The sequence below is a fragment of the Methanothermobacter sp. CaT2 genome (assembly GCF_000828575.1).
Lineage (GTDB): Archaea > Methanobacteriota > Methanobacteria > Methanobacteriales > Methanothermobacteraceae > Methanothermobacter.
Genome location: NZ_AP011952.1, coordinates 146,730 through 159,278 on the forward strand (window position 1 = coordinate 146,730; position 12,549 = coordinate 159,278).

At 49.8% G+C, this 12,549-nt stretch carries 12 protein-coding genes; 4 read left to right on the forward strand and 8 right to left on the reverse strand.

Features of this window, described 5'->3' with window-relative positions; all coding sequences use genetic code 11:
- Positions 1-27 precede the first annotated feature (27 nt).
- From thsA to MTCT_RS00935, 7 genes are all read right to left on the reverse strand, one after another.
- Complete coding sequence (gene thsA, locus MTCT_RS00905) at positions 28-1,665, reverse strand: thermosome subunit alpha (RefSeq protein WP_048175099.1); 1,638 nt, start codon at positions 1,663-1,665, stop codon at positions 28-30.
- 138 nt (positions 1,666-1,803) lie between these two features.
- Complete coding sequence (locus MTCT_RS00910) at positions 1,804-2,217, reverse strand: hypothetical protein (protein ID WP_048175102.1); 414 nt, start codon at positions 2,215-2,217, stop codon at positions 1,804-1,806.
- 3 nt (positions 2,218-2,220) lie between these two features.
- Positions 2,221-3,441, reverse strand: coding sequence for an FprA family A-type flavoprotein (locus MTCT_RS00915; RefSeq protein ID WP_048175104.1), 1,221 nt, complete (start codon positions 3,439-3,441; stop codon positions 2,221-2,223).
- 125 nt (positions 3,442-3,566) lie between these two features.
- Positions 3,567-4,379 carry a 4Fe-4S binding protein gene (locus MTCT_RS00920; protein ID WP_048175107.1) on the reverse strand — a complete coding sequence of 271 codons (813 nt, stop codon included), beginning with the start codon at positions 4,377-4,379 and terminating at the stop codon, positions 3,567-3,569.
- 141 nt (positions 4,380-4,520) lie between these two features.
- Positions 4,521-5,051 carry a RimK/LysX family protein gene (locus MTCT_RS00925; RefSeq protein WP_048175109.1) on the reverse strand — a complete coding sequence of 177 codons (531 nt, stop codon included), beginning with the start codon at positions 5,049-5,051 and terminating at the stop codon, positions 4,521-4,523.
- Positions 5,052-5,066: 15 nt separating this feature from the next.
- Positions 5,067-6,455 (reverse strand): cyclic 2,3-diphosphoglycerate synthase, encoded by a 1,389-nt coding sequence (locus MTCT_RS00930; protein WP_048175112.1) that lies wholly within the window; start codon positions 6,453-6,455, stop codon positions 5,067-5,069.
- Between the two features lie 138 nt (positions 6,456-6,593).
- Positions 6,594-6,902, reverse strand: coding sequence for a UPF0058 family protein (locus MTCT_RS00935; RefSeq protein ID WP_048175115.1), 309 nt, complete (start codon positions 6,900-6,902; stop codon positions 6,594-6,596).
- Positions 6,903-7,220: 318 nt separating this feature from the next.
- Between MTCT_RS00935 and hisD the strand changes: the two genes are divergently transcribed.
- From hisD to hemL, 4 genes are all read left to right on the forward strand, one after another.
- Entirely contained in the window at positions 7,221-8,495 is a 1,275-nt protein-coding gene (hisD, locus tag MTCT_RS00940) for a histidinol dehydrogenase (protein ID WP_048175119.1), read from the forward strand.
- A 46-nt stretch (positions 8,496-8,541) separates the two neighbouring features.
- Complete coding sequence (aspS, locus tag MTCT_RS00945) at positions 8,542-9,855, forward strand: aspartate--tRNA(Asn) ligase (RefSeq protein ID WP_048175121.1); 1,314 nt, start codon at positions 8,542-8,544, stop codon at positions 9,853-9,855.
- 12 nt (positions 9,856-9,867) lie between these two features.
- Positions 9,868-10,485 carry a cobalt-precorrin-8 methylmutase gene (locus MTCT_RS00950; RefSeq protein WP_048175125.1) on the forward strand — a complete coding sequence of 206 codons (618 nt, stop codon included), beginning with the start codon at positions 9,868-9,870 and terminating at the stop codon, positions 10,483-10,485.
- A gap of 71 nt (positions 10,486-10,556) precedes the next feature.
- Positions 10,557-11,819 carry a glutamate-1-semialdehyde 2,1-aminomutase gene (gene hemL / locus MTCT_RS00955; protein WP_048175129.1) on the forward strand — a complete coding sequence of 421 codons (1,263 nt, stop codon included), beginning with the start codon at positions 10,557-10,559 and terminating at the stop codon, positions 11,817-11,819.
- A 62-nt stretch (positions 11,820-11,881) separates the two neighbouring features.
- On the opposite strand, the gene MTCT_RS00960 is transcribed toward hemL, so the two are convergent.
- Positions 11,882-12,475, reverse strand: coding sequence for a hypothetical protein (locus MTCT_RS00960; protein WP_048175131.1), 594 nt, complete (start codon positions 12,473-12,475; stop codon positions 11,882-11,884).
- Between the last annotated feature and the right edge of the window lie 74 nt (positions 12,476-12,549).

A 12,549-nucleotide genomic window follows, 5' to 3' on the forward strand; every position in this document is an offset into this window, starting at 1 on the left:
ATGCATTGAAAAAAAATTTATTGGGTGTTACATCATTGGGGGCATTCCGCCCATTCCACCCATTCCACCCATTCCTTCCATATCCTCTTCGTCCTTTGATGAAACATCAAAGCCCTTAGCTGCTATCATGTCGTCTATGCGGAGGATCATCTCAGCCGCCTCTGCAGCGGACTGGATGGCCTGTTTCTTGACCCTCTGGGGTTCAAGAACACCCTCCTCCTTCATGTCAACAACGCTTCCCTCAAAGACGTCAAGGCCCATGTAGGGTGACTCCTCGTGGGCAGCCCTGAGGTCCACCAGGACGTCGATGCTGTCGAGTCCAGCGTTCTCTGCAAGGGTCTTTGGAACGATCTCAAGGGCGTCTGCAAAGGCTGAGACCGCAAGCTGCTCCCTGCCACTTATGGTGTCAGCGTATTCCCTGAGTTTCCTTGCTATTTCAACTTCAGGTGCTCCTCCTCCTGCGACAACCTCGCCGTCCTCAATGGTTGAGGCAACAACGCCTATGGCGTCCTCAAGTGCACGTTCCATTTCCTCTGCAACATGCTTTGTGCTTCCCCTGAGGATTATGGAGATTGCCTTTGGGTCCTTACAGTTCTCGACGAATGTCAGCACATCATCAAAGATCTTCTTCTCGTAGACAACTCCGGCCTCTCCAAGGTCGTCCTCTGTGAGGTCCTCGATGTTTGTGACAAGCCTTGCGCCTGTGGCCTTCTCGATGCGTTTAATGTCGGATTTCTTGACCCTCTTGAGTGCGAGTATACCCTCACGTGAGAGGTAGTGGAGTGCAAGGTCATCGATGCCCTTCTGGCAGAAGACAACGTTTGCACCGGAGCTCTTTATCTTATCCACCATGTCTCTGATCATCTGCTCTTCCTGTTCGATGAAGGCCTGCATCTGTGATGGGTCTGTCAGCCTTATCTTGGCGTCGGTTTCAAGGTCCTTGACCTCTATCGGGTACTTGAGGAGTGCTATTCTGGCATTTTCAACCCTTTTTGGCATTGAGGTGTCTGCCCTTGCCTTGTCTATCACTATACCGTTCACTATTCTTGACTCGTTAACTGATGCTCCCTGTATCCTCTGTATGTTGATGTTGTCCCTGTCGATTTCACCATCCTCTTCCACCTGCATGACCGCATCCACAACGAGTTCAGCCAGTTTTTCCTTGGCCCTTTCTGAACCCTTACCTGTCATGGCGGTCACCGCAACCTTCATGAGGGTGTCCCTGTCACTTGCCTTGATGGATATGTCTTCGAGTATCTCCTGGGCCCTGAGGGCTGCCTGTCTATAACCCACAGCTATTATTGTTGGGTGAACACCCATTTCAATGAGTTTCTCGGCTTCCTTTAGGAGTTCCCCTGCTATGATGACGGCTGTTGTTGTACCGTCGCCGACCTCGTCTTCCTGGGTCTTTGCCACCTCAACAAGCATTTTTGCGGCAGGGTGGGATATGTCCATCTCCCTGAGGATTGTAACCCCATCATTGGTGATCACAATGTCTCCAAGTGAGTCAACAAGCATCTTGTCCATTCCCTTGGGACCGAGAGTTGTCCTCACTGTCTCTGCGAGAACCTTACCTGCAAGTATGTTGATTCTCTGAGCTTCCTTTCCAACGTAACGGCTTGTGCCCTGTGGTAGTATTAATATGGGCTGCTGTCCCTGTGCCATTAAATCACCTCTTAAATAAGTATGCAATTATCGATGGGTTTAAGGTTCTATAAATAATTTGTGCAGGATGAAAGTTACAGCACCAAATTTCAGGGTGCTGTGACCTGAAAGAAGAAATGAATGGTTCCGGTTTTCCTGCTACTGGTTGGGGAAGATCCTCGGAAGGAAGGTCTGGCAGAAGTCGGGTGTCAGCTTTGAGGTCTCATGTTCTATCTTTTCAACAATCTCCTCCTCAAGTTCAGGTGTCTTTGATGCCTCAACAGCAAAGCCCTCAGCGTCAATCCAGACCCTCAGTGACTCCTCACCCATCGTCATCTCAAATTCAACAGTTTTACCCCTCTCGATATCACCCAGTATATCATCCATGATCTCATCTGAAAGCTTGAGGAGTTTCCTGCCCTCTGGCTCATAGGTGTTCTTTGATGTTATGATCCTTTTGATTCTTACAGGGGCGCAGCCCTCCTCTCTTATGGTCTTTCGAACCGTCCAGAAGAGGCTCACAACAATTTTCTTCTCAGGGTCGTGGCTTCCCTTAAATTTAACGGACTTCATAGGTTACATCTCCTTTATCCTTTTGCCGATTGATTTTCCGATGCTGTAGCAGCGCGCCAGGTCATCCTCATCCGGCACGTAGCTGACCTCAAGGGTCTCTGCAACCTCAAACCCTGCGGCGCTGATTTCGTCTTTGAGTGTCCTCACTGCACCTCCACCCCATCCCTTTGACCCGAATACAACTGCCAGCCTCCTGAATCCGGTTCTATCGAATGTGAGCCCTTTGAGATAGTACATTATGTCCCCGAGACTCGGGAATGGCCCGTTGAACATTGTGGGGCTTCCAATGAATACCGCCTTACTTTCAAGGATGTTCTTTACGATTTCACTCCTTTCATCCTCGTGGAGGAAGTACATTGAAACATCCACGTCCTCGGCCATGAGCCCCTCTGCAAGTGCATGTGCAAGCATCCTGGTTGAGTAGTGCATGGTATCATAGATTATCGTGGCCTTGTCCCGGCACTCCCCTGTTGCCCATGCCGTGTATGCCTCTATGATCTTCATGGGATCTGTCCAGATCTGGCCGTGGGATGGTGCGATCATCCTGATCTTCTCAAGAAGCCCAAGGTCCTTTACCTCACTGAACTTCCTGAGCACAAGGGGTGATAGTGGTGTTAACAGATTGGCATAGAACTTCATGGCCGCGTCCATCAGCACGGCTTCAGGAACGTCGGTGTCGAACCTTCTGCTGATGCAGAGGTGCTGGCCAAAGGCGTCATTTGAGAATAGGATCCCATCCTCACCAAGGAGGGTGAACATGCTGTCTGGCCAGTGGAGCATGGGGGCCTCAAGGAATGTGAGGGTCTTTCCCCCGAGGTCAATGGAGTCCCCTGTTTTAACGGTTTTGAATACGGCTTCATCGGGGAGGGGGTAGTGTTCCCTTAGTCCCGCAGAGGCCTTTTCTGTGCAGATTATTTCTGGCCTGTGACGCTTCCAGACCTCCAGGATTGAACCGCTGTGGTCCCTCTCTATGTGGTTCTGGATTATGAGGTCTATACTTTCATCCCTTCCCTCCCTTTCAAAGGCGTCACTTATCCTTCCAAACATCTGGGGGGATGTTCCAGGGTATGTGTTATCAATAAGGGCGACCTTATCGTCTCCAAAGACGAGGTACACGTTGTATGTTGTGCCTCCAAGGGTGTAGCCATGGTAGTTCCGTATATCCCAGTCCATGACACCAACCCAGTAGACACCATCTGCAATCTTTACTGCATCAGCCTTCATATTATACACCATCTACCAGTTATGTTCGCCATTATTTATTAAAATATGGCATTTTTTTATGGCCGGTTTTTCATGGAGCTGTGTTGCTGATGAGCTGATAGGTGCTGAATAGTAAGCCAGATAGTCTACCCTTGAGTTTTCGCTGCTCTTTTAAATGCTGATCTTATATCTTCATAGTCCTTCCTGTAGAATGGGCAGCTCTCTATGCAGTGGGTGCATCCATCACTGCAGCCGGTGCATCTATCATCAAGTAGCAGAACCGTGGATCCGCAGCACGTCTCAACCTCCATAAGGGCGTCCTGTGGACAGGCCCTTATGCACCTGCCACATCTCCTGCAGTAGGAGAGTATCCATTCATGGGCACCGGAACCACATGGAAGGTCGGATATTCCTGTGAGGACCGCGGATATCTTCTGGGCCGGGCCTTTCCCGGGGCTTATAAGAAGACCGTTCCTGCCCTTAAACCCGATACCGGCCTTCTGTCCAAGGAGGGGAAGGTCTATTAGGCCGCTCATGGGGTGAATGGCCATGGCACCATATCCGTTAATCCTGAGGAAATCAGCCACCCTGAAGGTTAAGTCCGCAAGTTTATCGTATAACCTGTCATTCATCTCCCTCGCCTCTCTGCCGGGGGGAGTCAGCACGGCATCGTCGTCCATCTCCACTGTGAGGACCACGGCATTCCGGTAGGGGGGTTCACCTGCAAGGATAACATCGGGTGTGAGCCCGGCGTAGCCAATATTACTGATTCCCAGTGAACGTGCATATTCTTCAAGGCGACCTATGAATTCATCGCCTGCCTTTTCTGATGGATCTTCCGGCTCCGGAACCCTGCATTCATCAGGGTACTCCAGAAACCCGCAGCTGCAGCTGCATTCACATTTTTCGCCATTAACTGCACCTGTATCTTCACAGCAGCCAGAGTTTTTGTTTTTCACTGTTCATCACCATCCATAACCATATTCTTATATTTACATATATGAATATATTGGTGCGTAGAATCAGGAGATCGTTATCTGGAAAATTATCAATCACATATCTGAATTCCTGGAAGGGGGTCCTGGGACTTTCCTGAAATTTCAGTCGTCCTCTATTTCATATTCAAATTCCCAGAATGGGGTTCCCCTGGACTCCCTGCCCTCAAGGTGCTCCATCTCATGTGAAACACCATAGGCCCCTGACCCTGTGAATTTAAGGGGCTTCCTGAGCCTCTTCAGTTTAATCTTAAAATCAAGGGGATCAAGCACTGCCCTGAGGATGTAATCACCATCCACCACGACCCGGTAGGGTCTCTTTACAAGTTCCCTCTCATTTTTTGAGCCGCACTTCTCGAGGCGGTAAACGGTACCCTCTTCCCTCACCACCCTGGGGTTCAGGAAGAGGTAGACTATCTCAAGGGTCCGCCCTGTCATCTCATCCTCATCAAAGCGGGTGACCTTCTCCTTCACAGCCATGAAACGTCCGGAGTTTTTCCTGAGGCTCCAGTCACCACCATACCTGATGGAAAAAAGAAGGGGTATGAATGCATCAGGGGGTATCTGAAGCTCCTCTATAACCCTCTTTTCACTGAGGGTGAACCTCAAGAGTTTCCTGATCTCGGAGTCATCCAATATACCACCTGCTCCCTATGGGGTCCTTCTGAGGTTGAAGTCAGCTATGGCGCTCTTCACCACCCTGATTATGGCGTCATCAAGTTCATCCTGGGAACCGTCCCGCACAATGGGTATGTTGTCGCAGTAGATGACCTCGAGCCCCGCCTCAAGGGCGTCCTTTGTTGCAACATCAACCGCAGCCGCCTTGAGTTCTGTGAGCATCACATCAGCGTCATCTATGTACCTCTCAATGTCCCGCTGTAGTAGCGGCCTGTTTGAAAGGTGTGGGGTTGTCCCGACGACCCGGCAGCGGTACTCAGACTCAAGGTATTCAACCAGGATATCCTTCACAGAGTCGGGGGCTGTGGTTGCAAATAGGACATTCTTTCCGCTGATATCCCCAAGTGGCTTTGGCCTGAAGACTGTGGTCACAACCTCTGCCTCTGGGTTCACAGATTCTATGAACTCAACGATCTCCTTAACCTTCTCATTATCTGCCATGGGCTCTTCGCACATTGTGAGTATCACAAGATCCGCCAGCCTTATCCTGAAGGGTCCGAAGAAATTCTTTATATTTATGATGGGCTGGTTTGCGCCAACAAGGACTATGTGTCTGTCTGACTTCACAGGGGGTATTGCAGCCCCGCTCCCCTCGAGTATTATGAAGTCGGCGTCAAGGCTGTTGGCTGTCTCAGCACCCCTTTTCATGTTGGTTATGAACACATCCCCCACCATACCGCCACCGCAGCGCCTGCAGCCAACCGTGAGTATCCGGCTCATGAGGGCGTCCTCCCAGTGGTCAGAGGCTGCATGAACCCCCCTGTCTGACTGCTCCATCAGGAACTCGGGGGTTATTTCTATCCTGTCACCCCTGACGATCTCTGGCTCCTCAGGGCCTCCCCGTCCCATCGCCACAACACAGGGGTTGTATTCACGTTCATGGATCAGGCGGGCAGCATAGGCGGATACAGCGGTTTTACCTATCCTCTTACCTGTCCCGAGAATCTTGAGGGATGGTTTTTTGAGTATATCATATTCTGTGAGGGGCTGGAACTCAAAGTCAGGGCCCCTGTAGACTGCACCCTCCTCAAGGACAACCGATGCTATTCTGAACCTCTTTGAGTAGTCCAGGACGGGTTCATCGCTGAGGTCCATAACCGTGTCTGCACTGTACTTTCTGATGAGTCTGGCTATGAGGTCATAGGGTATCCTGTGGGGATCATCACCGAAGTAGACGGGTCTTCCCATCATCTCGGTGTACTCCTCAGGTGATGATGTCCTGAGTTTTTCGGTTCCCCCGATGAAGATCAGTGCCCTGACGTCAATGTGCTCCATTGAGTCAAGGGTCTCAACAGCCGCCCTTGTTACAGGGAGGTAGTGCTCTCCATCAACAAGACAGATCATGCTTTCTGTGGCCTTCATAAAAACACCGTTTATGATATAAGTTGAAGGAATATTAAAATAGTTGGTTTAGATGGATTAAGCGAATATTTATGGTTGGTTTCTGGCTGGCACCATATCTAAATTAGAAAAATTTAGATTTGGAGAATGGATTGATGCCTATTTTGCCTCCAGTTTGGCTTCTATCTTCACTACTTCCTTCCTTGACCGCTTTGCAAGTTCTGAGAGGCCATTTACAACATTTGGTGGGAGGTTGTGTCCTTCCTTCTTTGCAAGGATCTCGGAGATGGCGCTTGAGAGTACAAAAATAGCGTATTTATGTTCGGCCTTTGTGCGGTGGATGTGGTGGGGGCTGATGTTGAGGGAGAAGTACTCTTCGCATTCATCCTTTATATCGTATCCATTCTCGAGGTACTTCAGAACATATACCAGAAATTGGTGCAGTTGTATCATTTCGTCCTTATACATGGTTACCAGCCTCAGTCTCCTTATAAGTGTGTATTAAATTTATTATTTAAAAATTTTGGTGGAGGGACAGCCCCTTTATCAAAATTAAAGATATAATATGAATTAATGTAAAAATTACAGCAGATCGGCGGATATCCCTGAATATCTTCTCTCATCTTCCCATAGTTAAGTTAAAACTGATAAATAAAGTTTTATATTACTGAAACTTTTTAAATTATTAATCATGTGCGGGCGTGGCTTATCGTCTGCAAATTCTTAAAAGTGATGGAGCCATAAAACTAACCATTCACCTTAACTTTTCCATGGAGGATCATCCTCATGAGGATAATAGAATTTGATCATGAAAGAGTCGATGAGCTTGTTGAGAGAGCAAGGATTGATGTTGATGAGGTCCTTGGGCCGGTGGCAGATATCATCTTGATGGTGAGAGATGGTGGTGATGGGGCCCTCAGGGAACTCACAGAGAAATTTGATGGTGTCTCACCTGAAAGCCTCACTGTCAGTCAGGAGGAAATAGAGGCGGCCCATGAAAACCTGAACCCACAGGTCAGGAAAGCGCTCACTGAAGCTGCAGCAAACATTGAGGAGTTCCACAGGCTCCAGCTGCCCTCTGAGTGGATGGCCGAGATCCGGCCTGGGGTCAGCGCAGGGCAGATAGTGCGGCCCCTTGACAGTGTGGGTTGCTACATACCCGGTGGAAGGGCCGTTTACCCCTCAACAATACTCATGACCGTCATACCGGCCAGGATAGCAGGGGTTGAAAGGATAGTGTGCTGCACACCCCCGGCATCCGATGGCTCGGTTCCCGACGCTGTCCTTGTGGCGGCCGACATTGCAGGTGCACATGAGATATACCGTGTGGGGGGCGCCCAGGCGGTGGCTGCAATGGCCTACGGTACAGAGACGATCGGGGCGGTGGATAAGATTGTGGGACCCGGGAACATATTTGTTACCGCAGCAAAGAAACTGGTATACGGTGAAGTGGACATAGACTTTCCGGCAGGCCCATCAGAGGTACTCATAATTGCAGATGAATCTGCAGACCCTGAGTACATTGCCCTCGAGATACTGGCACAGGCAGAGCACGACCCCCAGGCTGCAAGTGTCCTTGTGACAGACTCAGAGAATCTTGCAGCCAGGGTGGATGGGAAGGTACGTGAAAATATTAAATACATGGAAAGGGCCAATATCATAGAGGAGTCCCTTGAAAGATACGGAATGATAGTTTTAACTGAGGATATTGACGGGGCCGTGGACTTCAGCAACACCTACGCCCCTGAGCACCTTGTTATAATGACGGATTCTCCTGAAAAAACACTCAAGGGTATCCGTAACGCAGGATCCATATTTCTGGGTGACCTCTCACCTGTGGCGGCAGGGGATTACGGTTCAGGGACCAACCACGTGCTGCCAACGTCTGGCTGCGCCCGGATGTACTCGGGCCTATCAACGGAGTCATTCCTCAAGAAACCAACGGTGCAGATGATAACCAGGGAGGGGCTCCGGAACATCCAGGACACAGTCCTGCGTCTTGCTGAATACGAGGGCCTCTATGCCCATGCCGAGTCATTCCGCAGGAGACTTGAGAGGTGACCTGAATTTACTCTGATAATTCACTTAGCGACAAGAGGTGATCTGATTGTTACTTGGAGATCTTAGAAGGACTCACTACTCAAAGGACATAAAACCTGAAATGGATGGAGAGGAAGTCACTGTCATGGGATGGGTCCATGAGATAAGGGACCTTGGAGGAATAATATTCGTGCTCCTCAGGGACCGTGACGGGCTCATCCAGATAACAGCACCCAGCAAGAAGATTGAGAAGGACCTCTTCAAATCCATTAGAAAGCTCAAAAAGGAATCTGTTGTGGCATTCGGGGGAAGGGTGCAGGAATCAGATAAGGCCCCTGGCGGCTTTGAGATAATACCATCATTCCTGAGGGTTCTGAACCCATCAAAGCAGCCACTGCCACTTGACCCCACAGAGAAGGTGAAGGCCGAGATAGATACAAGGCTCGACGCCAGGTTCCTTGACCTCAGAAAACCATCAGTGAGTGCAATATTTAAAATAAAGAGCAGGATGCTGCACTCAGTCAGGGTATTCCTTGAAGAGAATGGTTTCCTTGAAATCAACACCCCCAAACTTGTTGCATCTGCAACAGAGGGGGGCACTGAACTCTTCCCCATAACCTACTTTGAAAGGGAGGCCTTCCTGGGACAGAGCCCACAGCTCTACAAGCAGATGATGATGTCAACGGGCCTTGACCGTGTCTATGAGATAGCACCCATATTCCGTGCAGAGGAGCACGACACCCTCAGGCACCTCAACGAGGTCATATCCATCGACATAGAGGCCTCCTTCGTTGACCACGAGGATGTCATGAAGATACTGGAAAGGCTGGTTGTGAGGGTCATAGAGGATGTTAACGAGCACTGCAGTGATGCCCTTGAAACCCTGGGCAGGACCCTTGAGGTGCCCGAAACTCCCTTCGAGAGGCTGGAATACGATGAGGCAGTTGAACTGGTAAACTCCAGGGGAGTCCCAATGAAACACGGCGAGGACCTTCCAAGGGCGGCTGAGAAGGCCCTTGGTGAGGTCATGGACGGCTACTACTTCATAACCTCATGGCCAACCGCAATAAAGCCATTCTATGTGATGCCAGATGAAAACGATCCTGAAAGAAGCTATGCATTCGACCTCATGTACAGGGACCTTGAGATATCCTCAGGTGCCATGAGGGTCCACCAGCATGACCTCCTGGTTGAGAAGATAAGGAGGCAGGGATTGAACCCGGACTCCTTCGAGAGCTACCTTGCAGCCTTTGAGTACGGAATGCCACCCCACGCAGGCTGGGGTCTCGGGGCTGAAAGGTTCAACATGACCATCACCGGTGTGAATAACATAAGGGAGACCGTGCTCTTCCCGAGGGACAGGAGGAGACTCACACCTTAGGTGATAGCATTGATGGGTGCATCCACAGGCCAGGGCTATGAGATAGCCAGAAAGAGCAGGGAAATAGTCAGAAAACTGATATCTGAGGATCTGGCCTCTCTCAGGGATGAGGAGGCGGCCATAGTTGAGCGTATAGTTCATTCAACCGCTGACCCCGAGTATGCCAGGTTGACAGAGTTCAGCCAGGACTTTGTGGATGCAGCCCTTGATTCACTCAGGACCTCAGGCGAGATACTCACCGACATTGAGATGGTCCGTGCAGGGATATCCAGACCTGCCAGCTGCCACATAAGGGACCCTGAGGTCAGGGAGATTGCAAAAAAGAGGGATATCACCAGGGCAGCAGCATCAATGGAGTACGCTGCAGAGAGGGGCTTCAGGGGGATTGTGGTTATAGGTAATGCCCCAACAGCCCTCATGAAGGTGATTGAACTTACAGCTGAAGGCATAATGGATGCAGAGGCGGTTATAGGGGTTCCGGTGGGGTTTGTGGGGGCTGCAGAATCTAAGGAGGCCCTAAGGAAAACCGACATACCCCACATGATAACCAGGGGCCCCAAGGGGGGCACACCTGTCGCGGTGGCAGCTGCAAATGCTCTTATAGCATTATCAGGGGGAGTGGAGGTTTAGAGGTTCTCCTGAGGATAAGTTTGAAGGGTCCTTAGCATCATCGAGGATTAGAAATGTTTAGAGGTTCCATCATGAAGTCTAAAGAACTGTTTGAAAGGGCACAGAGGGTTCTTCCAGGTGGCGTGAGCTCACCTGTGAGGAGGTTCGATCCATACCCCTTCTTTGCGGCGGGGGGTAAGGGGTGCATACTGGAGAGTGTTGATGGTAAGAGCTACATTGACTACTGTCTGGCATATGGACCCCTGATACTGGGACACGCACACCCCAGGGTGGTTGAGGCGGTTGAGAGGCAGATAGAGAGGGGCACAACCTATGGTGTACCATCTGAGGGGGAAATAGAACTTGCGGAGACAATAATAGACAGGGTACCCTGTGCCGAGATGGTAAGGTTCATGAACTCAGGCACGGAGGCCACCATGGCCGCTGTGAGGCTTGCAAGGGCATATACAGGGAGAGACAAGATTGTCAAATTTGAGGGATCCTACCATGGGGCCCACGATTACGTCCTTGTAAAACCAGGTTCTGGTGCCGCTGCTGCACCCGATTCACCGGGTATACCTGAGGATACCGTGAAAAATACTCTAACCACGGTCTTCAATGACGAGGAGGCGATGGTTGAGCTCATTGATGGGATGGGGGATGAGATAGCATGCATCCTTGTTGAACCTGTGATGGGTAACATCGGGTGCATAGAACCTGAAAACGGCTACCTGAACTTCCTCAGAGATGTAACGAGGGAGAACGACATCCTACTCATCTTTGATGAGGTCATAACAGGATTCAGGCTGGCAGCAGGTGGCGCCCAGGAGTACTACCGTGTAAAGCCGGACCTCGTGACACTTGGAAAAATAGTCGGGGGGGGCTTTCCCATGGGGGCACTGGCAGGTCCAAGGCAGATAATGGAGAACATTGCACCGGCTGGTAGCGTATACCAGGCAGGCACATTCAATGGAAACCCGGTATCTGTAACTGCAGGTCTTGAAACCCTTAAAATACTTGATGATAAAGTGTATTCCAGTCTTGAGAGGATGGGGTCCCATCTGAGGGCAGGTTTGAGGGATCTCCTCTCTGACATGGACCTTGAGTATCAGGTTGCAGGGCCGGCTTCAATGTTCCAGATATATTTCACTGAGGATGAGGTCAGAAACTACGCCGATGCTAAGAAATCAGACACTGAGCTCTTCATGAAGTACTTCCAGGGACTGCTGGAGAGGGGTGTCTTCATACCCCCATCACAGTTTGAGTGCTGTTTCATATCCGCTGCACACGAAATGGATCATATAAACAGTACACTTGAGACTGCAGAGGATGTGCTCAGCCATTTAAAAAATTAATAATTTCTTTATTTTACGGGCCTTATCTTAACAGTTGGCCGCACTTTACTTGATATTAATTTTTATGTGAATTTTACGGCTATAAAGAAGTATAGGAAGCATATAACCACAAAGATGAGGAGAACCGTGACGGCGGTCCTTAAAAATCTGCTGTTAAGCGTCTTTCCCTCACGTTCAGCAAGGAACTCCCTCTGCTCACGTACCTGTGATATGAAACTCTCTGCCTCCCCTCTGCCACCGGTTATTAGATTGCTGTCTATTATCTCCTCATCAAGGAGTTCGTCCACAATCTTTTTCTGTTCCTTCACATCGTCGATTATTCTCTTCTCGGCCACGAATTCCATGAGGGACCATTTGCCGCTTTTTATCTCCTTAAGTGTTCTCTCCTCATTGTCTATGCTCCTTGAGAGGTTTTCAAGGAGGACTCTTTTCCGGTCACCTTTTCCTGGAATTTCAGGTTCTGGTTCATCTGGTTCCTCATAGAACTCTTCTGGTTCTTCATAGAACTCTTCGAGTGTGCTGTAGTATCCCAGTGAGCCCCCACATTCACAGGAATCAAAATCAGAGGGGTCCTCACCATCTTCCAGCTGGTAGTAGCCCCCGCATTGTGTACATATAAGGTAGCCCCTGGTTTTTCCCATGTTTTCATCGGACAAGGAGATCCCCCAGACATAATATATTACATTATAGTAGTTAAGTTTTGTGTTGAATCATTTATCTTTTCATGCAC